Origin of the sequence: Paracoccus sp. pheM1 (assembly GCF_018499825.1) — a bacterium.
Taxonomy (GTDB): domain Bacteria; phylum Pseudomonadota; class Alphaproteobacteria; order Rhodobacterales; family Rhodobacteraceae; genus Paracoccus; species Paracoccus versutus.
Window position 1 is genome coordinate 2,041,165 of sequence record NZ_JAGXCX010000001.1, and the last position, 25,285, is coordinate 2,066,449.

The 25,285-nt window shown below is 68.9% G+C and carries 21 protein-coding genes and 1 tRNA gene; 11 read left to right on the top strand and 11 right to left on the bottom strand.

Annotation, left to right across the window (positions count from 1 at the left end; genetic code table 11):
* Window positions 1-5: 5 nt before the first annotated feature.
* From KF941_RS10440 to KF941_RS10465, 6 genes are all read left to right on the top strand, one after another.
* Entirely contained in the window at window positions 6-2,972 is a 2,967-nt protein-coding gene (locus KF941_RS10440) for a 2-oxoglutarate dehydrogenase E1 component (RefSeq protein ID WP_036750265.1), read from the top strand.
* 1 nt (window position 2,973) lies between these two features.
* Window positions 2,974-4,515, top strand: a complete 1,542-nt coding sequence (gene odhB / locus KF941_RS10445) for a 2-oxoglutarate dehydrogenase complex dihydrolipoyllysine-residue succinyltransferase (protein WP_072461037.1) — start codon at window positions 2,974-2,976, stop codon at window positions 4,513-4,515.
* A gap of 144 nt (window positions 4,516-4,659) precedes the next feature.
* Complete coding sequence (locus tag KF941_RS10450) at window positions 4,660-4,917, top strand: hypothetical protein (protein WP_036750271.1); 258 nt, start codon at window positions 4,660-4,662, stop codon at window positions 4,915-4,917.
* Window positions 4,917-5,309, top strand: coding sequence for an MAPEG family protein (locus tag KF941_RS10455; RefSeq protein ID WP_036750274.1), 393 nt, complete (start codon window positions 4,917-4,919; stop codon window positions 5,307-5,309). The genes KF941_RS10450 and KF941_RS10455 overlap by 1 nt, the downstream gene beginning before the upstream one ends.
* Window positions 5,310-5,359: 50 nt before the next feature.
* On the top strand, window positions 5,360-6,754 hold the full coding sequence (gene lpdA, locus KF941_RS10460) for a dihydrolipoyl dehydrogenase (protein WP_114535120.1): 1,395 nt from the start codon (window positions 5,360-5,362) through the stop codon (window positions 6,752-6,754).
* Window positions 6,755-6,901: 147 nt separating this feature from the next.
* Entirely contained in the window at window positions 6,902-7,396 is a 495-nt protein-coding gene (locus tag KF941_RS10465; protein WP_036750279.1) for a lytic transglycosylase domain-containing protein, read from the top strand.
* A gap of 48 nt (window positions 7,397-7,444) precedes the next feature.
* On the opposite strand, the gene KF941_RS10470 is transcribed toward KF941_RS10465, so the two are convergent.
* On the bottom strand, window positions 7,445-7,885 hold the full coding sequence (locus KF941_RS10470; protein ID WP_214273285.1) for a GNAT family N-acetyltransferase: 441 nt from the start codon (window positions 7,883-7,885) through the stop codon (window positions 7,445-7,447).
* Window positions 7,882-8,721, bottom strand: a complete 840-nt coding sequence (locus KF941_RS10475; protein WP_036750285.1) for a MoxR family ATPase — start codon at window positions 8,719-8,721, stop codon at window positions 7,882-7,884. The genes KF941_RS10470 and KF941_RS10475 overlap by 4 nt, the downstream gene beginning before the upstream one ends.
* Before the next feature lie 161 nt (window positions 8,722-8,882).
* On the opposite strand from KF941_RS10475, the gene dksA reads away from it, so the two are divergent.
* Entirely contained in the window at window positions 8,883-9,305 is a 423-nt protein-coding gene (dksA, locus tag KF941_RS10480; RefSeq protein WP_036750287.1) for an RNA polymerase-binding protein DksA, read from the top strand.
* Window positions 9,292-10,470 carry an FAD-dependent oxidoreductase gene (locus KF941_RS10485; protein ID WP_346428997.1) on the top strand — a complete coding sequence of 393 codons (1,179 nt, stop codon included), beginning with the start codon at window positions 9,292-9,294 and terminating at the stop codon, window positions 10,468-10,470. Before dksA ends, KF941_RS10485 begins: the two co-directional genes overlap by 14 nt.
* A 180-nt stretch (window positions 10,471-10,650) precedes the next feature.
* On the opposite strand, the gene glmM is transcribed toward KF941_RS10485, so the two are convergent.
* From glmM to KF941_RS10525, 8 genes are all read right to left on the bottom strand, one after another.
* Window positions 10,651-11,994 (bottom strand): phosphoglucosamine mutase, encoded by a 1,344-nt coding sequence (gene glmM / locus KF941_RS10490; protein ID WP_114535118.1) that lies wholly within the window; start codon window positions 11,992-11,994, stop codon window positions 10,651-10,653.
* 19 nt (window positions 11,995-12,013) lie between these two features.
* A complete protein-coding gene (gene folP, locus KF941_RS10495) occupies window positions 12,014-12,976 on the bottom strand; it encodes a dihydropteroate synthase (protein ID WP_214273288.1) in 963 nt (320 codons plus the stop codon).
* Between the two features lie 45 nt (window positions 12,977-13,021).
* Complete coding sequence (locus KF941_RS10500; RefSeq protein WP_214273289.1) at window positions 13,022-13,804, bottom strand: dihydroneopterin aldolase; 783 nt, start codon at window positions 13,802-13,804, stop codon at window positions 13,022-13,024.
* 91 nt (window positions 13,805-13,895) lie between these two features.
* Window positions 13,896-14,354: a cell wall hydrolase gene (locus tag KF941_RS10505; RefSeq protein ID WP_240540279.1), complete on the bottom strand. Its 459-nt coding sequence runs from the start codon at window positions 14,352-14,354 to the stop codon at window positions 13,896-13,898.
* Between the two features lie 308 nt (window positions 14,355-14,662).
* Window positions 14,663-17,224 carry a putative PEP-binding protein gene (locus KF941_RS10510; RefSeq protein ID WP_214273290.1) on the bottom strand — a complete coding sequence of 854 codons (2,562 nt, stop codon included), beginning with the start codon at window positions 17,222-17,224 and terminating at the stop codon, window positions 14,663-14,665.
* Between the two features lie 160 nt (window positions 17,225-17,384).
* Window positions 17,385-19,442, bottom strand: a complete 2,058-nt coding sequence (glyS, locus tag KF941_RS10515) for a glycine--tRNA ligase subunit beta (RefSeq protein ID WP_214273292.1) — start codon at window positions 19,440-19,442, stop codon at window positions 17,385-17,387.
* Window positions 19,442-19,924, bottom strand: coding sequence for a DUF6446 family protein (locus KF941_RS10520; RefSeq protein WP_011746884.1), 483 nt, complete (start codon window positions 19,922-19,924; stop codon window positions 19,442-19,444). Before KF941_RS10520 ends, glyS begins: the two co-directional genes overlap by 1 nt.
* Window positions 19,921-20,871, bottom strand: a complete 951-nt coding sequence (locus KF941_RS10525; RefSeq protein WP_114535166.1) for a glycine--tRNA ligase subunit alpha — start codon at window positions 20,869-20,871, stop codon at window positions 19,921-19,923. Before KF941_RS10525 ends, KF941_RS10520 begins: the two co-directional genes overlap by 4 nt.
* Before the next feature lie 86 nt (window positions 20,872-20,957).
* Between KF941_RS10525 and KF941_RS10530 the strand changes: the two genes are divergently transcribed.
* Window positions 20,958-22,397, top strand: a complete 1,440-nt coding sequence (locus KF941_RS10530; RefSeq protein WP_240540280.1) for a peptidoglycan-binding domain-containing protein — start codon at window positions 20,958-20,960, stop codon at window positions 22,395-22,397.
* Here the strand turns inward: KF941_RS10530 and KF941_RS10535 are convergent.
* Window positions 22,394-23,842, bottom strand: coding sequence for a TrkH family potassium uptake protein (locus KF941_RS10535; RefSeq protein WP_116171003.1), 1,449 nt, complete (start codon window positions 23,840-23,842; stop codon window positions 22,394-22,396). The two genes, KF941_RS10530 and KF941_RS10535, sit on opposite strands and share 4 nt — an antisense overlap.
* Before the next feature lie 86 nt (window positions 23,843-23,928).
* Between KF941_RS10535 and KF941_RS10540 the strand changes: the two genes are divergently transcribed.
* Together KF941_RS10540 and KF941_RS10545 are read left to right on the top strand one after the other, a co-directional pair.
* Window positions 23,929-24,002 (top strand) — tRNA-Gly (locus tag KF941_RS10540).
* A 297-nt stretch (window positions 24,003-24,299) separates the two neighbouring features.
* Complete coding sequence (locus KF941_RS10545; protein WP_214273294.1) at window positions 24,300-25,283, top strand: 5-bromo-4-chloroindolyl phosphate hydrolysis family protein; 984 nt, start codon at window positions 24,300-24,302, stop codon at window positions 25,281-25,283.
* The last annotated feature ends 2 nt before the right edge of the window (window positions 25,284-25,285 follow it).

A 25,285-nucleotide genomic window follows, 5' to 3' on the forward strand; every position in this document is an offset into this window, starting at 1 on the left:
AGCCAATGAACGATCAATCCCCAAACTCGGCCTTCCACGATTCGAGCTTCCTGCAGGGCCATAACGCGGCCTATGTCGAGCAGCTTTACGGCCAATGGGCCCAGAACCCGGCGGCGGTGGATCAGGCGTGGGACGCCTTCTTCCGCAGCCTGGGCGACGAGGAGACCGTCGTCACCCGCGAGGCCAAGGGCGCAAGCTGGCAGCGCGCCGACTGGCCGCCGGTGCCCGCCGACGACACCACCGCGGCGCTGACCGGCGAATGGCCGATGCTGCCCAAGTCCGAGGCCAAGGCGGCGCTGGACAAGATCGCCGCCAAGGCCGGCGAAAAGGGCGTGAACCTGACCGACGAGCAGCTCAAGCGCGCCGTGCTGGACAGCGTCCGCGCCATCATGCTGATCCGCGCCTTCCGCATCCGCGGCCACCTGCATGCCGACCTGGATCCGCTGGGCATGCGCGAGATCCCCGACCACGGCGAGCTGGACCCCAAGACCTACGGCTTCACCGAGGCCGACCTGGACCGGCCGATCTTCATCGACAACGTGCTTGGCCTGCAGATCGCCACGATCCGCCAGATCGTCGACCTGATGAGCCGCACCTATTGCGGCACCTTCGCGCTGCAGTTCATGCATATCTCGAACCCCGAGGAGGCCGGCTGGCTCAAGGAGCGGATCGAGGGCTACGGCAAGGAGATCGCCTTCACCCGCGAGGGGCGCCGCGCCATCCTCAACAAGCTGGTCGAGGCCGAGGGCTTCGAGAAGTTCCTGCATGTCAAGTATATGGGCACCAAGCGCTTCGGCCTTGACGGCGGCGAGGCGCTGATCCCGGCCATGGAGCAGATCATCAAGCGCGGCGGCGCGCTTGGCGTCAAGGACGTGGTGATCGGCATGCCGCACCGCGGCCGCCTGTCGGTCCTGGCCAATGTGATGGGCAAGCCCTATCGCGCCATCTTCCACGAATTCCAGGGCGGCAGCTACAAGCCCGACGACGTGGACGGCTCGGGCGACGTGAAATATCACCTCGGCGCCTCGTCGGACCGCACCTTCGACGACAACACCGTCCACCTGTCGCTGACCGCGAACCCCTCGCACCTCGAGGCGGTGAACCCGGTGGTGCTGGGCAAGGTCCGCGCCAAGCAGGACCAGCTGTCCGACCAGACCTATCGCACGGCGGTGCTGCCGATCCTGCTGCATGGCGACGCGGCCTTTGCCGGCCAGGGCATCGTGGCGGAATGCTTCCAGCTTTCCGGCATCAAGGGCCACCGCACCGGCGGCTGCATCCATATCGTGGTGAACAACCAGATCGGCTTCACCACCGCGCCGCATTTCAGCCGCACCTCGCCCTATCCGACCGACATCGCGCTGATGGTCGAGGCGCCGATCTTCCACGTCAACGGCGACGACCCCGAGGCGGTGGTCCATGCCGCCAAGGTCGCGACCGAGTTCCGGCAGAAATTCCACAAGGACGTGGTCATCGACATCTTCTGCTATCGCCGCTTCGGTCACAACGAAGGCGACGAGCCGATGTTCACCAACCCGGTGATGTACAAGAAGATCAAGGGCCAGAAGACCACGCTGCAACGCTATACCGAGCGGCTGGTCGCCGACGGCCTGGTCCCCGAGGGCGAGATCGAGGAGATGAAGGCCGCCTTCCAGGCCCATCTGAACGAGGAGTTCGAGGTCGGCAAGAACTTCAAGCCGAACAAGGCCGACTGGCTGGACGGCAAATGGTCGGGGCTCGAGGCCGAGCATGCCGAGGAGAACCTGGGCCAGACCGGCATCGCGCCCGAGACCATGGCCGAGATCGGCGGCGCGCTGACCCGCGTGCCCGAAGGGTTCGACCTGCACAGGACCGTCGGCCGCCTGCTGGAATCCAAGAAGCAGATGTTCGAGACCGGCCAGGGCTTCGACTGGGCCACGGGCGAGGCGCTGGCCTTCGGCTCGCTGCTGCTGGAGGGGCATCCGGTGCGCCTCGCCGGGCAGGATTCGACCCGCGGCACCTTCTCGCAGCGCCATTCGGCCTTCGTCGACCAGGCGACCGAGGAACGCTACTACCCGCTGAACCACATCCGCGGCGGGCAGGCGCGCTACGAGGCCATCGACTCGATGCTGTCGGAATATGCGGTGCTGGGCTTCGAATACGGCTATTCGCTGGCCGAGCCGAACAGCCTGGTCATGTGGGAGGCCCAGTTCGGCGATTTCGCCAACGGCGCCCAGATCATGTTCGACCAGTTCATCACCTCGGGCGAAAAGAAATGGCTGCGCATGTCCGGCCTCGTCATGCTGATGCCGCATGGCTATGAGGGCCAGGGCCCGGAACACAGCTCGGCCCGGCTGGAGCGCTGGCTGCAGATGTGCGCCGAGGACAACTGGATCGTGGCGAACTGCACCACGCCGGCGAACTATTTCCACATCCTGCGCCGGCAGCTGAAGCGGCCCTTCCGCAAGCCGCTGGTGCTGATGACGCCGAAATCGCTGCTGCGCCACCCGCTGGCGGTGTCCACGGCGGACGAGTTCCTGGCCGGCTCGACCTTCAACCGCGTGCTGGTGGACGATGCCGACCGCGGCAAGTCCGAGTTCAAGCTGGCCCCGGACGACAAGATCCGCCGCGTGGTGATCTGCTCGGGCAAGGTCTATTACGACCTCGCGCAGGCCCGCGACGCCGCCGGTGCCGAGGATGTGCATATCCTGCGGCTGGAGCAGTTCTATCCCTTCCCGGCCCAGAGCATGTCCAAGGAGCTGGAACGCTTCAAGGATGCCGAGATCGTCTGGTGCCAGGAAGAACCCAAGAACCAGGGCGGCTGGAGCTTCGTCGAGCCCAATATCGAATGGGTGCTGTCGCGCATCGGCGCCAAGCACGGCCGGCCGCGCTATGTCGGCCGCCATGCCGCGGCCTCGCCGGCCACCGGGCTTGCCTCGCGCCACAAGGCCGAGCAGGAGGCCCTGGTCCACGAAGCGATCACCATCGGGGCCTGACATGGCAGTGGAACTACGCGTCCCCACGCTTGGGGAATCGGTATCCGAGGCGACGGTGGCCACCTGGTTCAAGAAACCGGGCGACCGCGTCGCCGTGGATGAAATGCTGTGCGAGCTGGAAACCGACAAGGTGACGGTCGAGGTGCCCTCGCCCGTCGCCGGCAAGCTGGCCGAGATCGTCGCGCCCGAGGGCACGGTGGTCGCGCCGAACGCGCTGCTCGCGCAGATCATGGAACAGGGCGATGCCGGCCCGGAAGAAATGTTGCCCAAGGCTGATGCGGGCACCAAGGCTCAGGAAGGACAGAGGAAGATGAGCGGAAAATCCGTCGACGTGATGGTGCCCACCCTGGGCGAAAGCGTGACCGAAGCGACGGTCGCGACCTGGTTCAAGAAGGTCGGCGACGCGGTCGCGCAGGACGAGATGCTGTGCGAGCTTGAGACCGACAAGGTCTCGGTCGAGGTGCCGGCCCCCGCCGCGGGCGTGCTGGCCGAGATCCTCGCCCCCGAGGGCGCGACGGTCGAGGCCAGCGCCAGGCTGGCCATCATCACCGAAGGCGCGACCGCGGCCCCCAAGGCCGAGGCCCCCGCGGCCGCCGCAGCCGCCGTGCAATCGCCCGGCGCCGGCCCGGAAACGCCCGCGCCGCGCAAGGATGTCGAGGACGCCCCTTCGGCCAAGAAGGCCATGGCCGAGGCCGGGGTCAGCCGCGATGCCGTCACCGGCACCGGCCGCGACGGCCGGGTGATGAAGGAAGACGTGGCCCGCGCGGCTACCGCCCCTGCTGCCGCCTCGCCCGCCCCGGCCCCGGCCCAGGCGCCGCGCGCGCCGAGTTCCGCCGAGGACGCCGCCCGCGAGGAGCGCGTCAAGATGACCCGCCTGCGCGCCACCATCGCCCGCCGGCTCAAGGACGCGCAGAACACCGCCGCGATGCTGACCACCTATAACGAGGTGGACATGAAGGGCATCATGGACCTGCGCAACACCTACAAGGACCAGTTCGAGAAGAAGCACAAGGTCAAGCTGGGCTTCATGTCCTTCTTCGTGAAGGCCTGCTGCCACGCGCTGAAGGAAGTGCCCGAGGTCAATGCCGAGATCGACGGCGGCGACGTGGTCTACAAGAACTTCGTCCACATGGGCGTGGCGGTGGGCACGCCGAACGGCCTGGTGGTCCCGGTGGTGCGCGACGCCGACCAGAAGAGCTTCGCCCGGATCGAGAAGGAGATCGCCGAGCTGGGCCTGCGCGCCCGCGACGGCAAGCTGACCATGGCGGAAATGCAGGGCGGCACCTTCACCATCTCGAACGGCGGCGTCTATGGCTCGCTGATGTCCTCGCCGATCCTGAACCCGCCGCAATCGGGCATCCTGGGCATGCACAAGATCCAGGACCGCCCCGTGGTGGTGGACGGGCAGATCGTCATCCGGCCGATGATGTATCTGGCGCTGAGCTACGACCACCGCATCGTCGACGGCAAGGGCGCCGTGACCTTCCTGGTCCGCGTCAAGGAAGCGCTGGAGGATCCGCGCCGCCTGCTGATGGATCTGTGATCCCTGCCTTCCGGGGGCGGCAGGCCCGCCCCCGGCCAGCCCAAGGCGCCGCGCAACTCTTTCCGGCCTGTTTCCGTTGACCCGCACGGGGCCGCCTTGCCGCTCATCCCGACGGGAAGCCGGGCCGAAACGGAGGAGTCTTCCATGACCCAGATGATCGCCCATTACAGCATCGCCGATTACGCCCGCTTCCGCGCCGCCTTCGACGCGGATGCCGAGGATCGCGGCAATAACGGCCTGTCGCTGCTGCAACTGTGGCGCGAAAGCGACCAGAGCGCCTGGGCGCTGTTCCAGGTCGGGGACGCGGCCGCCGCCAAGGCTTACCTGGAAGGCGCCGCGGGCGTCTTCAACAGCCAGGCCGGCGTCTCGGCCACCGCATTCCATTTCGTCGAGACCGCCTGATGGCCGCCGAGACCACCGCCCTGGCGCTGGCCGCGCTGCTGCAGGCCGTGCAGATCGGCCTGGCCGCCGCCTCGATGAACCGCGATGTCGGCGCGAAGTGGAACGCCAGCCCGCGCGACCGCCAGCCCGAGTTTTCCGCCCTGACCGGCCGGCTGCGCCGCGCGGTGGACAACCATTTCGAGGGGCTGATCCTCTTTACCATCGCCGTCGTGCTGGTGGTGCTTTCGGATGCCGGCTCGGCCCTGACCGTGCTTTGCGCCTGGAGCTACCTGCTGGCGCGGCTGCTTTATGTTCCCGCCTATGCCTATGGCTGGTCGCCCTGGCGCTCGGTCATCTGGGGGGTGGGGTTCGTCGCCACGCTGACGATGATCCTGATCGCCTTATTCACCTGAATCGAACGGGCGGCACCGCGAAAGGCGCCGCGAACTGCAAGGAGACCTGAATGTCCACCTATGACCTGATCGTGATCGGCGCCGGTCCCGGCGGCTATGTCTGTGCGATCCGCGCCGCCCAGCTGGGCCTGAAGGTCGCCTGCGTCGAGGGGCGCGAGACGCTGGGCGGAACCTGCCTGAACGTCGGCTGCATCCCCTCCAAGGCGCTGCTGCATGCCAGCCACATGCTGCACGAAACCCACGAGAATTTCGAAAAGATGGGCCTGATGGGCGCCAAACCCAAGGTCGATTGGGAAAAGATGCAGGGCTACAAGGCCGAGACGGTCGCCGGCAACACCAAGGGCATCGAGTTCCTGTTCAAGAAGAACAAGATCGACTGGCTCAAGGGCTGGGCCAGCATCGAGGCGCCCGGCAAGGTCAAGGTCGGCGACCAGATCCATGAGACGAAGAACATCGTCATCGCCTCGGGCTCGGAACCGGCCAGCCTGAAGGGGGTCGAGGTCGACAACGCCGCCGGCGTGGTGGTCGATTCGACCGGCGCCCTGTCCCTGCCCAAGATTCCCAAGTCGATGGTGGTGATCGGCGCCGGGGTGATCGGGCTGGAGCTGGGCTCGGCCTATGCCCGCCTGGGGGCCGAGGTGACGGTGGTCGAGTTCCTGGACGCCATCACCCCCGGCATGGACGGCGAGGTGCAAAAGCAGTTCCAGAAGATCCTGGCGAAGCAGGGGCTGAAATTCGTCCTCGGCGCCGCGGTGTCCGAGGTCGAGGTCGAAAAGGGCAAGGCCGAGGTCACCTACAAGCTGCGCAAGGACGACAGCGAGCATGAGATCAAGGCCGAATGCGTGCTGGTCGCCACCGGCCGCCGCCCCTATGTCGCGGGGCTTGGCCTCGACAAGGTCGGCGTCGCGCTGACCGACCGCGGCTTCGTCCAGATCGACGAACATTGGCAGACCAGCGTCAAGGGCATCTATGCCATCGGCGACGCGGTGCCCGGCCCGATGCTGGCCCACAAGGCCGAGGACGAGGGCATGGCGGTGGCCGAGGTCATCGCCGGCAAGCATGGCCATGTGAACTACGACGTGATCCCCGGCGTGATCTATACCACGCCCGAGGTCGCCTCGGTCGGCCTGACCGAGGAAGCCGCAAAGGAAAGCGGCCGCAAGGTCAAGGTCGGCAAGTTCCCCTTCATGGGCAATGCCCGCGCCAAGGCCCTGTTCCAGGCCGAAGGCTTCGTCAAGATGATCGCCGATGCCGAGACCGACCGGATCCTGGGCTGCCACATCATCGGCCCGAACGCCGGCGAGATGATCCACGAGGTCTGCGTGGCGATGGAATTCGGCGCCTCGGCCCAGGACATCGCGCTGACCTGCCACGCGCATCCGACCTGCTCGGAAGCGGTGCGCGAGGCCGCCCTGGCCTGCGGCGACGGCGCAATCCACGCCTGATCGGCGGATCGCCACCGAAACCGCCGCTGCGTTGCGGCGGGTTTCCGCCGATGGACCGCCCCTGAACCGGGCGGTCCTTTCTTTTGATTTCCCCGACTCTGGCAGCTGCGGCTAATCCCTTGGTCAATGAAAAGACAAGGGGCAGTCATGAAATCCATTATCGGACTGTTGGCGCTGGCCGGCACGCTGGCCGTCGGCGCCTGCGGCGACAACCGGGTCGATCCCGACCGCCGCTATCTGGTCGAACCCCGCGCCTCGGCGGCCCAGGTCGCCGCGCTGCACCCCAACGAGACGCCGGAACTGCGCCGGCTGATCAACAAATACGCCGCGGAATACGACGTGCCGGTGGACCTGGTGCATCGCGTCATCATCCGCGAATCGACCCATCGGCCGGGCGCCCGCAACGGCCCCTATTACGGGCTGATGCAGATCCTGCCCGCCACCGCGCGCGGCATGGGCTATCGCGGCCAGCCCGCCGGGCTGCTGGATGCCGAGACGAACCTGAAATACGGCGTCAAATACCTCCGCGGCGCCTATATGGTCGCCGACGGCAACAAGGACGCCGCGGTGAAATGGTATTCCCGCGGCTATTACTACGAGGCCAAGCGCAAGGGCCTGCTGCAAGCCACCGGCCTGCGCTGAGGCGAGGGACAGAAGATCGCGGGGGCGCCCTTCGGGCCGCCCCTTGCATTACAGCTTGCGGTTGTAGCGAATGAAGGGCGACTTCTGCCCCACCCGGTCATAGAGCATCCGCCCCGGATAATTGTCCTCGGCCGTCAGCCAGTAGACGGCGGGGATGCCGGCGCGATCGGCCTCGGCATAGACGCCTTCGATCATGGCGCGGGCGATGCCGCGGCCGCGGGCCTCGGGGGCGGTGAACAGATCCTGCAGATAGCAGACCCCCTCGTCGCGCCACAGGTTCGGGTGAAAGACGTAATGCGTCAGGCCCAGCAGCCGGCCGTCCGCCTCGGCCACCAGCCCGTGAAAGTCGTGCGGATTGCGCACCATCAGCCTGCCAAAGGCGCGGTCGTAAAACGAGGGCGGCCGGTCCGCGAAACCATAGAAGGCCTGGTAGCCCTCATAAAGCCGCTGCCAGCCCTTGCGGTCCTCGGGACGCAGGGCGCGGATCATCGCTGCCGCCGCGCCATGAAGGCCAGCCGCTCGAACAGCGCCACGTCCTGCTCGTTCTTCAGCAGCGCGCCATGCAGCTTGGGCAGCATCTCGCCGGCGGGGCGGCGCAGATCCTCGGGCGCCAGATCCTCGGCCAGGATCAGCTTGAGCCAGTCCAGGAGTTCGCTGGTCGAGGGCTTCTTCTTCAGCCCCTGCACCTCGCGCAGTTCCAGGAACTGGCTCAGCGCCTCATCGAGCAGCCGCGGCTTCAGCCCCGGATAATGCACCTCGACGATGCGCTTCAGCGTCTCGGCGTCGGGAAAGCGGATGTAGTGGAAGAAGCAGCGGCGCAGGAAGGCGTCCGGCAGCTCCTTTTCGTTGTTCGAGGTGATGATGACAACGGGCCGGTGCCGCGCCCGCACCATCTCGCCGGTCTCGTAGACATGGAACTCCATGCGGTCGAGTTCCTGCAGCAGGTCGTTCGGAAACTCGATGTCGGCCTTGTCGATCTCGTCGATCAGCAGCACCACCTTGCCGGGCGCCTCGAAGGCCTGCCACAGCTTGCCCTTGCGGATGTAGTTCGCAATGTCGTGAACCCGCGCCTCGCCCAGCTGGCTGTCGCGCAGCCGCGACACGGCGTCGTATTCGTAAAGCCCCTGCTGCGCGCGGGTGGTCGATTTCACGTTCCATTCGACGATGGGCAGGTCCAGGCTGGCCGCGACCTGGCGCGCCAGTTCGGTCTTGCCGGTGCCCGGCTCGCCCTTGACCAGCAGCGGGCGCTCCAGCGTGATCGCCGCGTTCACGGCCATGGCCAGGTCGGCAGGAGCCACATAGGTTTCGGTCGATGAAAACTGCATTCGCCTGTCCTTTGCGCAATCTGCGCGACCCTAGCCAGCACCCGCCGGCTTCGCAAGCCGCCGAGGAAAACCTGTCGGAATGGGCTAGTGACAATTGGTCTGCCATACTTTATGCGGGCGCCAAGGATCGGGCATCCAGTCGCCCGGCTCCCGGAGGAACGATGAAAGCCCAGACCTTTCTGCCCGAAGATTATCGCCCCGCCGAAGACGAACCTTTCATGAATGAACGGCAACTGGAGTATTTCCGCCGCAAGCTGATCGCATGGAAGCAGGAACTTCTGGACCAATCCGCGGAAACGCTGGAAGGTCTTCAGGACAGCGCCCGCAACGTGCCGGACCTGGCCGACCGCGCCTCCGAGGAAACCGACCGCTCGCTGGAACTGCGCACCCGCGACCGCCAGCGCAAGCTGGTGACCAAGATCGACGCGGCCCTGCGCCGCATCGAGACCGGCGAATACGGCTATTGCGAAATGACCGGCGAGCCGATCAGCCTCAAGCGGCTGGACGCACGCCCCATCGCCACCATGACGCTGGAAGCGCAGGAACGCCACGAACGGCGCGAGCGCGTGCATCGCGACGACTGACCCGCCGGCCCCTTCGGGGGCCGCTTTCGCAGCCAAGGGCGCCATGTCTGGCCTGAAGCATCACCCCGTCACCATCATCGGCGCAGGCGTGGCCGGCCTGACCGCGGCCTGCGCCCTGGCGCAGCGCGGGGCAGAGGTCACGGTGCTGGAACGCGCCGGCGCCCTGCGCGAGGTGGGCGCAGGCTTGCAGATCTCGCCCAATGCGTGCCGGGTCCTTGCGGCGCTGGGGCTCGAATCCCGGTTCCGGGCGATCTCGCTGCCCTCCGAACGGGTCGAGCTGCGCGATTCGACCGGCCGCATGGTGGCGCGGCTGGACCTGGCGCGGCATCGCCCCGGAGATCCGTTCCGCCTCGTGCATCGCGCGCGGCTGGTCGCCCTGCTGGAAGAGGCCGCGCGCGAAGCCGGCGCCCGCATCGAACTGGGCCATGACGTCGCCGAACTGCCCGAGGTGCCGCTGCTGATCGGCGCGGACGGGGTGAAAAGCCGCCTGCGCGCGGTGCTGAACGGCCCCGAGACCCCCTTCTTCACCGGCCAGACCGCCTGGCGCGCGCTGATCCCGGCCGAACCCGATGCCGCGCCGGTGGCGCAGGTCTTCATGGGACCGGGCCGGCACCTGGTCAGCTATCCGCTGGGCCAGGGCCAGCGCAATATCGTCGCCGTGGTCGAACGGCCGGACTGGCAGGAGGAAGGCTGGTCCATCCCTGGCGAGCCCTCCGAGCTGCGCGCCGCCTTCGCCCGCTTCGGCGGCCCGGTGCCCGGCTGGCTGGACCGGGTCGAGCAGGTCGGCATCTGGGGCCTCTTCCGCCACCCGGTCGCCGCGCATTGGCAGGACGGCCGGCGGGCGCTGATCGGCGACGCGGCCCATCCCACCCTGCCCTTCATGGCGCAGGGCGCGGTCATGGCAGTCGAGGATGCCTGGGTGCTGGCCGCCTGCCTCGAGGCGGGCCCGGACCAAGAAGCCGCGCTGGCGCGGTTCCAGACGCTGCGCCAGCCGCGCTGCCGACGCATCGTCGAGGCGGCCAATGCCAATGCCCGCAACTACCACCTGCGCGGCCCGACCCGCGCGGTCGCCCATGCCGGGCTGCGCGCCGTCTCGCGCCTCGCCCCGACCCGGCTGATCGAGCGCTTCGCCTGGCTCTACGACCACGACCCGACAGCCCTCTAGCCGGGCGCCCGAACTTCTCTGTTCCCCAAATACCCATACGGCAGCGACGCCGGCACGGTCGCATGGGTATTTGGGGAACAGAGAAAATGCCGGGCCGCGCCCCCATGGCGCGCCCAGGCCTGTTTCACGGTTTCTCGAATACTCCCGCCGACGCCGCCACCAACGCGATGGCGCAGACGGTCAGGCGGCCCTCTCGACCGCCGCGACGATGTTCTCGACCACCTCGCGCAGCACCGTCTCGTCCTCGGCCTCGGCCATGACTCGGATCAAGGGCTCGGTGCCGGACTTGCGGATCAGCACCCGGCCGCAGCCGTTCAGCCGCGCCTCGGCCCGCGCGATCTCGGCCTGCACGCTATCCTGGGACAGCGGATCGGCGCCCTGGGCATAGCGCACGTTCTTGAGGAGTTGCGGCACCGGCTCGAACTGCGCCACCAGGTCCGAGGCGCATCGGCCGCTGTCCGCCAGCGCCGCCAGGAATTGCAGGCTGGCGATCAGCCCGTCGCCGGTGGTGGCGTAGTCGGTCATCACGATATGGCCCGATTGCTCGCCGCCCAGGTTGAAGCCTGCGCCGCGCATCCGCTCGACCACGTAGCGGTCGCCGACGGCGGTGCGCTCCAGCCGCAGCCCGCGGCTTTGCAGGAAGCGTTCCAGCCCCAGGTTCGACATCACCGTCGCCACCAGCGCGCCGCCGCGCAGCCGGCCCTGCGCCGCCCAGCGGTCGGCCAGCAGCGCCATGATCTGGTCGCCATCCGCCACCTGGCCCTTTTCGTCCACGATCATCACCCGGTCGGCATCGCCGTCCAGGCTGATGCCCATGTCGGCGCCATGTTCCAGCACCGCGCGGGCGCAGGCCTCGGGATGGGTCGAGCCCAGCCCGTCGTTGATATTGTGCCCGTTCGGGGAAACCCCCAGCGGGATCACCTCGGCGCCCAGTTCCCACAGCACGTCCGGCGCGGCGCGATAGGCGGCACCGTTGGCGCAATCCACCACCACCTTCAGCCCCTCCAGCCGCTGGCCCGAGGGGAAGGTGGTCTTGGCATATTCGACATAGCGCCCGCGCCCGTCGTCGATGCGCTTGGCGCGGCCGATGTTCTGCGGCTGGGCCGGGACGATCTCGCCCGCGACGATGGATTCGATCTCGGCCTCGGCCTCGTCGGACAGCTTGAACCCGTCGGGGCCGAAGAACTTGATGCCGTTGTCCTGCGCCGGGTTGTGGCTGGCCGAGATCATGATGCCGACATCCGCCCGCATGGACCGCGTCAGGTAGCCCACTGCCGGCGTCGGCACCGGGCCCAGGAGCAGCACGTTCATGCCGGTCGAGGTCAGCCCCGCCGTCAGCGCGTTTTCCAGCATGTAGCCCGACAGGCGCGTGTCCTTGCCGATGACGACGCGGTGGTGATCCTCGCCGTTGCGGCGGAAATAGCGGCCGGCGGCGGCACCCAGGCGCAGCGCCATCTCGGCCGTCATCGGATGGGTATTGGCGCGGCCCCTCACGCCGTCGGTGCCGAAAAGTTTCCTGCTCATCTTGCCCCGCTCATCTTGTCTATATGGTCACGGCCCGCCAGAGGGCGAGGCCCTGCCTTGTTTCTGCCACGTCATGGACGCGGTGGATCTGTATGCCCTGCGCGATCCCGTAGAGTGTCACCGCCAGCGTCCCCGGCACCCGGTCCGCCGGCCGCTCGGCCCCGCCGATGCCGCCGATGAACCGCTTGCGCGACACCCCCAGCAGCACGGCGCAGCCCAGCCCGTGATAGACCGAGATCCGCCGCAGGATGGCCAGATTATGCTCTTGCGTCTTGCCGAAACCAATGCCCGGATCGATCACGATCCTGTCGCGCGGGATGCCCGCCGCCTCGGCCCGCGCGATGCGCTCGGCCAGCGCGTCATAGACGTCCAGCAGCACGTCGCCATAGCTCGGGTTGTCCTGCATCGTCTCGGGGATGCCCTGGGCGTGCATCAGGCAGACCGGCACGCCCGCCGCGGCCACCGTCCCGGCCATGGCCGGGTCGAAGTCGAAGCCCGAGACATCGTTGACCAGCCCCGCCCCGGCTGCGATGGCGGCCCGCGCCACCTCGGCCTTGCGGGTATCGACCGAGATCGCCGCCAGGCCACGGCCCGCGGCGATGGCGGGGGCAAGGCGGGCGATTTCCTCGGCCACCGGCACCTCGCGCGCGCCGGGCCGGGTCGATTCGCCGCCGATGTCCAGGATCTCGGCCCCCTGTGCGGCCAGCAACCGCGCCTGCTCGGCCCCGTCATAGGCGCCACCGTCCGAGAAGCTGTCGGGCGTGGCATTGACGATGCCCATGATGCGCGGCCGGTCCAGGGACAGGCCCAGCAGCGGCGCGCGGGGCGCGGTCAGCGCCGCCAGCACCGCATCGGGGGCGCTGTCCACCACGCGCGGCGCCTCGCCGCGGCGCAAAAGCTCGCATTGCGAGAAACGCACCCAGCCGCCGGCCAGCTGCCAGCGGCCCGTCTCAGATGGAATGGGGCGGAAGTAATCGGTCATGCCTTGCGTCTCTACGCCGGCGCACGGCCGATTCAAGCACGAAGATCAAAGACGTGCGGTCGGAATGCAAAAACCTGCCGGCACCGCCGGCTGGGCGGCGCCCTCGGGCAGCGCCCAGTCGAGGCGGCTTGCCCCCAGCCGCTCGGCCAGCCACAGCGCCAGCGCCTGCGGCTCGGCCGCCAGCCCGGCCACGTCGCGCACCATGCGCGCGGGCGCCCAGACCACGGCGCGGCCTTCGGTCGCGGCCCAGTCCAGCTCGGTGCGGCTGTCGGCCACGGTCAGCCCCAGGCGGCCGGCCAAGGCCCAGGCGGCCTGGTCCAGCGCCAGCAGCGCGATCTCGCGCAGGTTGCCGCCCTGCGGCAGCGGCAGGCCCGGCGCATCGGGAACCAGCGCCACCGCGCCCTCGGGCAGGGCCAGGTCGCAGCCGTGAAAGACCACCCGGATCGGCGCCCGGACCTGGTCGGCCTCGACCCGCGCCTGGCGGCGCACCAGCGTCACCCCCAGCGCGCCGGGGATGCGGTCCAGCTTCTCGACCGTGACCGAGACCTGCGCCGCGCGCGGATGCGCCAGGATCTGCGCCGCGATCTTCTCGGCCAGCGTCTCGAGCAGGTCATAGCGGCGATCCGCCAGCCCGGCCGCCACGGCGCCGGTCAGGATGTCATAGGAAAGGATCCGGTCCACCTCGTCGTTGACGCCGACGACATGGGTCGCCAGTTCCACGTCGATGTTGAAGCGCAGGCGCTGCGGCTGGCCGCGTTCGGTCTGGAACGCGCCGATCTCGGCCGAAAGGATATAGTCGCGCAGGTGGATACGGTCAGGCTGGTCCATGCCGCCCGTGTTTTCAGGAAAACGGCCCCGCCGCAAGGGACAGGGCCGCGCATGGCATGGCAGATTTGCGTCGCCGCCCTGGGTCGCCGCCTCAGTTCGAGGCCAGCCGGCGATCCGAACGGTAGAAGGTATGGCTGCCGATCCGAATCGTGCGCTCGAACCGCTTGGACCAGGAGGGGCTGACGCCGCGGGCGTGGAAATAGGTCGCGCCGTTGGTCAGGGTGCGCGGCGCACCGGCCAGGGCCGCCATGGCCACCCGTTGCACCCTGGCGTAGGTGCCCTTTTCGCGGATGCGGGCGTTCTTGTTATAGGTGAACTGGCCGCGCTGGTTCACCACGCCGCAGACGGTCTTGGGAAACCGCGGATGATCGACGCGGTTCAGGATCACCTCGGCCACGGCCTGCTGGCCCTGCACGCCCTCGCCGCGGGCCTCGAAATACAGCGCCTCGGACAGGCATTGCAGATCGGCGGGATTGATCTGGACGGTCGCCTGGCGCGTCGCGCGGCCGGACTTGGTTTCATAAGCGACCTGGTGCTTGCCGTCGGCCATGGCCGGAGTGGTTGCGACAGGGGAAAGGGCGACAGCCACACACACGGAAACGCGCGCCAGCCATGACTTGCTAATCGACATGTTGGTCCTGTTTTCGGTCCGGGCCCGGCCCGGTCTGGTTCGTCGGAAGGTCCGCCCGAGGGGTGCCCCGTGGGCGGCGGTCTGGCGTTAAAGGCCCGAAACAGGGCGGGCCGATCCAGCCCACATGGACGTGAGGGATGCGATTCGCTTGAAATCAAACGATTTTGGCGGAAACCCGCCGACGACAAAACGGCCAACGGGCAGATTCCGGCCAAAACCGGCTGGTCCTAGGACTCCGTCCCGGCCGCCGATTCCGCCTCTTCCCGGCCCATGAGAATCGATTCCTGCGCCGCGGCGAGCCGCGCCACCGGCACCCGGAAGGGCGAGCAGGAAACGTAGTTCACCCCGGCCCGCAGGCAGAAGGCGATGGATTCGGGGTTGCCGCCATGTTCGCCGCAGACCGAAATGGTGATGTCGGGCTTGTGGCTGCGGGCGCGCTCGGTGCCGATGGCGACCAGTTCGCCCACCCCGTCGCGGTCGAGGATGTGGAACGGATCCTCGGAATAGACGCCCTGGTTGACATAGGTGCCCATGAAGCGGCCGGCGTCGTCGCGCGACAGCCCATAGGTCATCTGCGTCAAGTCGTTGGTGCCAAAGGACAAGAAGGCCGAATGTTCCGCGATGTCGCCGGCGCGCAGCGCGGCGCGCGGCGTCTCGACCATCACGCCCAGGCGATAGGTGAAATCCTTGCGCGTCTCGTTCCTGACGGCGGCGGCGACCGCGTCGATGCGGTTCTTGACCAGCTCGACCTCGCGCCGGGCGCTGACCAGCGGGATCATGATCTCGGGCACCACCGGGTCGCCGTTGTGGCTGGCCTCGATGGTGGCCTCGAAGATGGCGCGGGCCTGCATGTCATAGATCTCGGGCACGGTGATGCCCAGCCGCACGCCGCGCATGCCCAGCATCGGGTTGAATTCCGACAGCGCCTCGACCCGGCGGGTCACGTCCGACAAGGGCAGGTCCAGCGATTCGGCAAGTTCCCGCATGCCTTCGCGGTCATGTGGCAAAAATTCGTGCAGCGGCGGGTCGAACAGGCGGATGGTGACGGGCAGCCCGGCCATGATCTCGAACAGCGCCGCGAAATCGCTGCGCTGCATCGGCAACAGCCGTTCCAGCGACAGGCGCCGGTCCTCGGGCTTGCCGGCGAAGATCATCTCGCGCATGGCCGGTAGGCGCTCGTCGTCGAAGAACATGTGCTCGGTGCGGCACAGGCCGATGCCCTGGGCGTTGAACATGCGGGCGGTGCGGGCGTCCTCGGGCGTGTCGGCATTGGCGCGGATCCTGATGCGGCAATGCGCGTCGGCCCATTCCAGAAGCTGGGTGAAGCTTTCGTCCAGCGCCGGCTCCAGCATCTCGGCGGCGCCAGCCAGCACCTCGCCCGAGGTGCCGTCGATGGTGATCTCCTCGCCCTCGTGGAACAGCCTTCCGCCGACCAGCATGGTGCGGGCGCGGGTGTCGATCGAGATGCCGCTGGCGCCGACGATGCAGGGCAGGCCGATGCCGCGGGCGATCACCGCGGCATGGCTGGTCATGCCGCCGCGCTCGGTCAGCACGGCGACGGCGGCATGCATGCCGCGGATGTCCTCGGGCACGGTCTCGCGGCGCACCAGCACGCAGCGCTCGCCCCGCGCCTCGGAGGCCTGGGCGGCGGCGGCGGTAAAGACCATGCGCCCGGTGGCGGCGCCGGGGCTGGCATTGATGCCGCGGGCGATCACGTCGCGGGGTGCGCGCGGATCGACCTGGTGGTGCAGCAGGTCCGACAACGCCCGCGGCTCGACCCGCATCACCGCCTCTTCGGCCGGAATGATGCCATCGCGGGCCAGCGCCACGGCGATGCGCACGCTGGCGCGCGAGCTGCGGCTGACCCGCACCGCGTCGATGATCGCAAGCCGACTGTCCGAGACGACGAATTCGATCTGCATCTCTTCGCGCAGGCGTTCGCGGGCGGCGACGCCGAAGCGGACCAGGTCGGCAAAGACCTCGGGCGCGGCCTCTTCCAGCGAGGGGCCGCGCGGGTCGCGGGTCAGGTAGAGCGTTTCCGCCCCCTCGCCCTTGGAGCGGCCCTGGGTCTGGCCGCGGAACCGGCCGGTCAGGCGCGGCGCGCCGGTCACGCTGTCGATGAACTGGATGGTGCCCGAGCCGGTGACGCCCGGCCCGATGGCCAGCGCCATGTCCTGCACCACCAGCCCCAGCGGCGCATTGGCCGGCGCGCCCTTGGCCTGGCGCAGAAGCCGCGCAGTCGGCCCGTCCCAGGCGCGCGCCATGCTGCGCAGCACCTCGGCCAGCTGCCGGGCCGGGTCCTGGGGGAATTCCTCGTCGGTCTCGTCCTCATAGGCGCGCAGGGCGGCGGCAAGCCCGCCCTCGCTGTCCGAGAACATGTCGGGGTCCAGCCTTGCGACATGGATGGCATAGGATTGCACGAAGCCCAGGTAGATCGCATCCGCCGCCGCCTGGCCGCGGCTTTTCACCAGCCGGGCGTGGCATTCGTGGTTGATGCCCACGTTCAGCACCGTGCCCGGCCCGCCCCAGGCCGGGTTCATCGCCGAGGGCCGCACGCTGACCAGCCCGTCGGCGCGCTCGATGATGGCGGCAAGGCGGGCGCGGTCGGGCATCTGGCCGGCGGCGATGGCGCGCACCGCCTCGGCCGACAGCGCGAAGCTGGTCGGCACAGGCAGTTCCATGCGGATCAGGCGCTGCAGGCATTTCGCGCGCCAGCCGTGGCGTGCGGTCTGGATCCCCGCCGAGGGGGTGATTTCAACGATGGCACCTGGGTCTGTCAGCGCGGTCATGATGCCGTCACATTAGGCATGGCCGGCGCATTGCTGCAAGTGCGAAGAACAGCGGGTGGTGCGGCGGGCCGGGGGGCTCTGCCCCCCGCGCCTCCTGCGCCCCTCGACGGGGCGCCGGAGGCGCTCCCCCCGGAGTATTTTTGCAACGGAGAAAAGCGGGTCAGCCCTCGATCCGGCCGAAATCCGCGACCAGCCGGCCGGCTTCGCGGATGCGCGAGAGCAGGTTCAGCCGGTTGCGGCGGGTGATCTGGTTGTCGGTGTTGATCTGCACCGCCTCGAAGAAGGCATCGATGGGCGCGCGCAGGCTGGCGATGCCCTGGGTCGCGGCCTGGAAATCCTCGAGCCGCACCGCCTCGCGGATCGCCGGTTCCGCCTTGTCGAGAGCGGCGAACAGGCTGCGTTCCTCGTCGGTCTCGGCGAATTTCGGATCGGCGCCGAAGCTGTATTCGACGCCGTCCTTCTCTTCGGCCTGGGCGAGGATGTTGCCGGCGCGCTTGAGCCCCTGCAGCAGGTTGGTGCCGTCCGCGGTCTGGAGCACGTCGTTCAGCGCGGTGGCACGGTTGACCAGCAGCACCAAGTCGTCGCTGCCGGGCATGTTCAGCACCGCGTCGATGATGTCGTGGCGGATGCCCTGGTCGCGCAGGTGGACTTTCAGGCGGTCGTGGAAGAAGGCGAGGAGGTCCGTCGCATCGGCATCGGGCCGGGCCTTGGCGAAGGTCTGGCCAAGATTGGCGCGCACCCCATTCACCAGCACCAGCCGGATCACCCCCAGCGCGGCGCGGCGCAGCGCGAAGGGGTCTTTCGAGCCGGTGGGCTTTTCGTCGATGGCCCAGAAGCCGGTCAGCGTGTCGAGCTTGTCGGCCAGCGCCACCGCCACCGACACCGGCGCCGAGGGCACCGCGTCCGAGGGGCCGAGCGGCGAGTAATGGTCGCGGGCGGCGTCGGCCACCGGCTCGGGCAGGCCGGCCGCCAGCGCGTAATAGCGGCCCATGGTGCCCTGCAGTTCCGGGAACTCGCCCACCATGGCCGAGCGCAGGTCGAGCTTGGCCACCCTGGCCGCCTGTTCCGCCTGGTCCGGGTCGGCACCGACCAGCGGCGCGATCTCGCGCGCCAGCGCCGCGATGCGGGCGATGCGGTCGGCCTGGCTACCGAGCTTGCTCTGGAACGTCACCGAACGCAGCCCCTCGGCCCAGTCCTGCATGCCCGCTTTCGCCTCGCGCAGGTCGTTGTCCCAGAAGAAGGCCGCGTCCGACAGGCGCGCCGCCAGCACGCGCTGGTTGCCTTTCAGGATCGTCTCGCCATGGTCGGGGTTCTCGATATTCGCCACGGTGACGAAGCCCTCGATGCGGCCGGTCCTGGGATTGCGGGCCGAGAAGAACTTCTGGTGTTCCTTCATCGAGGTTTGCAGCACCTCGGGCGGCAGGGACAGGAAACGGTCCTCGATGGCGCCCATCAGGGCCACCGGCCATTCGACCAGGCCCGCGACCTCGGAAAGCAGGCCCTCGTCCGGCACGATCTCCCAGCCGCGGGCGAAGGCGAGGTTCGCCGCCTCCTGCCGGATCGCCGCCTCGCGTTCGGCGGGGTCCAGCATGATGCGGGCGCGGCGCAGCTTGGCGGCGTAGTCCTCGAAGCCCGAGACGGTGATCTGATCAGGCGCCATGAAGCGGTGGCCGCGGGTGGTGGCACCGGCGCGGATGCCCTCGATCTCCAGCGGCACCACGCTGGCGCCGGATTCGTCCGAGAGCAGGCAGATGATCGAATGCAGCGGCCGCACCCAGCGCAGGGATCCCGAGCCCCAGCGCATCGACTTGGGCCAGGGGAAATCGCGGATCGTGCGCTCCAGCACCTCGGCCACGATCTCGGCGGCGGGGCGGCCGGGCTTGGCGACCACCGCGAACCAGACCTGGCCCTTCTTGTCGTCGCGCGCCTCCAGCTGCTCGCGGGTCAGGCCGGTCGAGCGCAGGAAGCCCTCCAGCGCCGCCTGGGGCGCGTCGGTGCGGGGGCCCTTGCGTTCCTCGCGCGTGGTCGGGCTTTCCGCGGTCAGCCCCTCGACGGCCAGCGCCAGCCGGCGCGGGGTCGAGAAGGCGCCGGCCGAGCGATAGGTCAGCCCCGCCTCGACCAGACCGTCGGTGACGCGCTTCTTCAGATCCTCGCGGGCGCGGGCCTGCATCCGCGCCGGGATCTCCTCCGAGAAAAGCTCGATCAGAAGGTCGGGCATCAGTCCATCACTCCGCGTTCGGGGGTCTTGTCGTTGAATTGGTGCCAGGCAAAGGCGCGGCCGTCGGGATAGACCACGATCACCCGGTCCACGTCGGGGCGGATCTCGGCCTGGCCCAGCACGGCGCGGGCCGCGCCCGATTCCAGGTCGGCGGTCAGCGCCCTGGCGGAATAGCACTTGAACCAGCCCGGCCCGTTCAGCGGCGTCGCACCGGCATAGGGCGCGGCATCGGCCAGTTCAGCCGGGTCCAGCGTGAAGCAGGCGCGATAGCGGATGGGCGAGCTTGTGGCGTCGATCGCCTTGAAATCCGCGACCGCGACCGGATGGGTGGCGCCCTGCGCATCGGTGACGACGATGTCCTGCGCGCCGCTGATCTCGTCCACCTGGTCGTAGAAGCCATAGACCTGCAGATACCAGACGGCCAGGCCGGCCATGACGGCCACCAGCACCAGCATCGAGGCGACGATCTTGCCCGAACTCATGCCGCCCCTCCCCCTACCGCGCCCGCCGCCTCGGTGGTCACGAACAGGTCGGCGCAGCGTTTCGCCAGCGCCCGGACGCGGCCGATATAGGCCTGGCGCTCCGTGACCGAGATCACGCCGCGCGCATCGAGCAGGTTGAACAGGTGGCTGGCCTTGATCGCCTGGTCATAGGCCGGATGCGCCATCGGGATGCGCCGCCCGGCGCCGTCCGTGTCCGCGGCGGCCAGGATGCGGTCGCATTCCGCCTCGGCATCCTTGAAATGCTGCAGCAGCATGTCCGTATCGGCCTGTTCGAAGTTCCAGCGGGAATATTCGCGCTCGGCCTGGCGGAAAACGTCGCCATAGCTCAGCGGGATCGGGCTGCCGGGCGGGTTGAAGGGCATGTCCATCACATGCTCGACCCCCAGCACATACATGGCCAGCCGCTCCAGGCCATAGGTCAGCTCGCCCGAGACCGGGCGGCAGTCATGCCCGCCGACCTGCTGGAAATAGGTGAACTGGCTGACCTCCATGCCGTCGCACCAGACCTCCCAGCCCAGGCCCCAGGCGCCCAGCGTCGGGCTTTCCCAGTCGTCCTCGACGAAGCGCACGTCGTGGATCATCGGGTCCAGGCCGATGGCGGCCAGGCTGCCCAGGTAAAGCTCCTGCAGGTTCGGCGGCGAGGGTTTGATGATGACCTGATACTGGTAGTAATGCTGCAGGCGGTTCGGGTTCTCGCCATAGCGGCCGTCGGTCGGCCGGCGCGAGGGCTGGACATAGGCCGCGGCCCAGGGCCGGGCGCCAAGGCTGCGCAGCGTGGTCGCCGGGTGGAAGGTGCCGGCGCCGACCTCCATGTCATAGGGTTGCAGCACCGCGCAGCCCTGTGCAGCCCAATAGGATTGCAGGCGCAGGATCACGTCCTGGAAGCAGACGGGTTTCGCCGTCTGATTGTCCTTTGGGCTGGTCATCGGGGCTTCCTTCGGCATAACTGGCAGGAAATGTCTGCCGCCTTCTAGGCAGAGGGCGGCGCAGGGTCAATGAGAGGGACATGCCCATGCGGCGCTTTGCATTCGTCATCGGTGCGGCTCTGCCGCTGTCTCTGGGCTTTGCGGCGCAGGCCGAGGACGTAGTGATCCGCATCGAGGCCAAGCGCGGCACGGAAGCCGCGGCCGCCACCGCCCGGAACTGGGGCGCGGAGTTCCCCGATGTCGTGACGTTCCCGCTGGCTGACGGCTGGGTCGGGATCGCGCTTGGCCCGATGCCGCGCGAAGAGGCGGCGGCGCGGCTGGAACAGCTGAAGCAGCAGCGCAAGGTGCCGGGCGACAGCTTCCTGGCCGCCGCCGAGGGGCGCGAGCTGACCCGGATCGGCGACGCAGCGCCCGCCGAACCCCCCGCCGATCCCCAGGCGACGACGCCCGGCGGCAATGCCTCGACCTTCCCCCAGGCCCAGCCCGCGGCCGCAGGGGACGAGCCCGTCCCCGGCGAGGATGCGGCCCCGACCGCCGATGCCGGCGCCTTGGCAGAGCCCGAACCCGCGCCCGAGCAGTTCTTCCTGCGCCTCGAATCCACCACCGACCGCGCGCGGGCCGAGGAATTGCTGGCGAAATGGCGCGAGACCCTGCCCGAGGCCGGGCTGTGGACCCTGCCGGGCGGCCGGCTGACCATCGGCTTTGGCCCGATGGACCGGGCGACCGGCACCGCCTGGCTTCAGGCGTTCCGGGATGCGGGCGCGGTGCCCAAGGACGCCTTCCTCGCGCCGGGCGAGGAGATGGGCGAGATCGCGATCATCGGCAAGGTGCCGGACCTGGGCGCCCCCCCTGCCCCGGACGCGGCGCCGGTGCCCATGCCGCCGCTAGAGGAGATCCAGCGCGCCCTGCGTTGGGCAGGCCATTACGACGGGGGCATCGACGGCAAGGACGGCCCCAAGACCCGCGCCGCCATCGCCGAGGAAATCGTGCGCCTGCGCGCCTCGCCCGATACCGCGACCGCCATGGCCGAGCTGATCCGCCGCCGCGAAGCCTGGCGGGCCGAGATGGGCCTGGCCGAGCTGCGCGACGCCCATACCGGCCTGATGCTGCCCGCGCCGATGGAGAAGCTGCAATTCGACCGGGCCGAGCGCGCGCTGTCGATCTATGGGCCCAAGGACGGCTCGGGCGCGGCGCTGATCCTGTTCTCGCAGCCCGGCGGCCAGCAGGAGATGCTGGACCTCGCCGGCCTCGTCACCGCGCTCGGCTGGGTGCCGGCGCCCGAGCGCAAGGTGGAACGCGGCAGCGTCACGCTGGACGGGCGCAACCAGACCCATATCGGCCATGCCGAAGGCCGGGTGGTCGACGGCCGGGTGCAGGGCTTCGTGCTGATCTGGCCGATCTCGGACCCCGAGGACCAGCACCGGCTGGCGGCCGAGATCTCGGACAACCTGGCCCGCTTCGCCCCCGGCGCCACCGAGGCCCGGCCCGAGGCGCCCGCCATCGCCCCGGCGATCGCGCAGGACTAGCCGCGCCAGAACCGCGGCAGCAGCAGCACCAGCACCGAGATCAGCTCCAGCCGGCCCAGATACATCCCCCAGATCATCAGCCATTTCGAGGCGGTGGGAAAATTCGTCACCGCCCCCTCGGGCGTCAGCTCCGGCCCCCAGACCACGCCGACATTGGCGATGGCGGTCCAGGCCGCGGTCAGCGCCGTGCGCGGATGCAGCCCGGTCAGCGCCAGCCCGACGATCAGCAGGCCGAAGCTGAGGATGAACAGGGTAAAGAAGGCCATCACCGAATCGACCACGTCCTCTTCCAGCGGGCGGCCGCCATAAAGCAGCGGAAACACCCGGTGCGGCGACTGCATGCGCTTGAGCTGCGCCCTGACCGCCTGGAACAGCACCAGATAGCGGAACACCTTGACCGAACACGAGGTCGAGCCGGTGCAGCCGCCGATCAGCCCGACCACGATCAGCACGACAAAGGGGAAATGCCCCCATTGCGTCACGTCGGTCGAGGCGAAGCCGGTGCCCGAAAAGGTCGAGACGACGTTGAACGTGGTCTCGCGGATCACGTCGAAGGGGTTCTTCGCCTCGAGCCACAACAGCCGGTACAGCACCACCAGCGCGATGGCATAGAAGGTCCAGCGCAGATAGGCGCGGACCTGGATGTCGCGCCAGATCGGCTCGGCCGAGCCGCGGATCAGCTGCACCATGCGGATAAAGGGGATCGAGGCCAGGATCATGAAGAAGGCGGCGGCATATTCCGCCGGCCCGATGAAGGGCGCGAAACTGGCGTCGTAATTGGAAAAGCCCCCTGTGGAACAGGTGGACAGCGCCAGCACCAGCGCATCGAAGCCCTTCATGCCCAGCAGGATATAGACCACCATGCAGCTTGCGGTCATGGCGATGTAGACCCCGGTCATCTCGCGCGCGATGTCGAAGGCGCGGGGCAGGATCTTGCCCAGCGTGTCGAAGCCTTCCGAGCGAAAGAACTGCATGCCGCCGACCTTCATCACCGGCAGGAAGATCATGGCGACGACGATGATCCCCAGCCCCCCCGCCCAGTTCAGGAAGGCCCGCCACAGGTTGGTGCCCTTGGGCAGGTTGTCGAGGTCGGGGAATGCGGTGGTGCCGGTGGTGGTGACGCCCGACATGGCCTCGAAATAGGCGTCGGTGAAGCCGGCCTGCGGCGCGCCCAGCATGAAGGGCAGCGCACCGGCCACCGGCACCACCAGCCACAGCATCGCGGTCAGCAGGAACACCTGCTGGATGGTCAGCGACTTGTCCTTTTGCCGCGTGGACAGCGCCACCAGCCCGCCGGCCAGCATGGTCAGGATGCCGCATTCCAGGAAGATCAGCCAATGCGGGTCTCCATGCCACCAATCGACCAGCATGGGCAGCGCCATCGCCGTCCCCAGCGTGACGACGACCTTGCCGACGATATTGGCCACGGGACGGATATCGATCATGCCGCCCTGCTTGCCCCGCCGCCCCGCAGGCGTCAAGCGCGCGACGCTTGCACGAACCCGCGCCACCCCCTATAGAAAGGCGCGACGCGGGTGTAGCTCAATGGTAGAGCAGCAGCCTTCCAAGCTGAATACGTGGGTTCGATTCCCATCACCCGCTCCACCCCTTCCCCGCATGCCGCACCGCCCGCCCGAAACCGGCTTTCTCCGTTTTCCAAATACTCCGGGGGGAGCGCCTCACGCGCCCCATCGAGGGGCGCATGAGGCGCGGGGGGCAGAGCCCCCCGACCGCCGCGCCCTTCCGTTCCCGCCCGCAAGGCCCTATATCCTGCGGGCAACATTGCCCGACGCGCCGAAAGGAAGCCCATGTCCCGGAAAGCCATGCAGCGCCTGTCCTTCTTTCTGCTGATGGGCCTGACGCTCTATGCCTCCTTCCTGGGCGCGGGCTGAGGGCGCGGCGATGGCAAGGCGTTTCGGCGGCCGCTTCTCGCCGCAGCCCCGGCCGGACGGCACCGGCCCGCGCCCGCCCGCGCGCCCCGCACCGGGCGAGATCCGGCATCCGCTGGAATCGCGCACGCGCTGGGTCACGATCATGGCGGCCCCCTTTCTCATCAGCGCCTTCTGGCAGGATCCGGCCGGGCTTGCCCTGCACCTGATCGCCTTCGGCACCATCGCCTCGGGCATGTGGATGACACGCCAGGGGCTGCAGGCCGAGGCCGCCTATGACGCCCGCCGCATCGCCCGCCGCCCGGCGATCCCGCGCAAGCTCTTCGGCGGCATCCTGACCGGGCTCGGCCTTGCCCTGGGCGCCTATGTGCCGGGGGCCGAGGCCGGCGCCGGGGTGATCGGCGTCGCCGGGGCCATGCTGCACTGGCTCGCCTTCGGCGGCGACCCGATGCGCGACAAGGGCATGGAGGGCATCGACGGCGTCCGCCAGGACCGCGCCCAACGCATCGTCGCCGAGGGCGAGGCGCATCTGAAGGCCATGCAGGACGCCATCCTGCGCAGCGGCGACCGCCGGCTCGAGGCCCGCGTCGGCATGTTCGCCGCCACCGCGCGCGAACTCTTCGCCCATGTCGAGGACAATCCCGACACCATCGCCGCCCTGCGCCGCTATCTCAGCGTCTACCTGCAAGGCGCGCGCGACGCGACGGTCAAGTTCGCCGACCTCTACGCCCAGACCCGCGACCCGCGCGCGCGCCGGGATTACGAGACGCTGCTGGACGACCTGGAAACCGAGTTCGCCGCCCGCAGCGCCAAGCTGCTGGAAGGCGGCCGCAGCGACCTGGACATCGAGATCGGCGTGTTGCGCGACCGGCTGGCACGGGAAGGCGTGCGGCCCCGGCCCGCGCCCGCCGAACCGGCCGAGCCCGCCGAATTGCCGCGCTCGATGACGCTCGACGACCTGCTGATCCCGCGCGAATCCGACAAGCCGCGCCGCTAGCC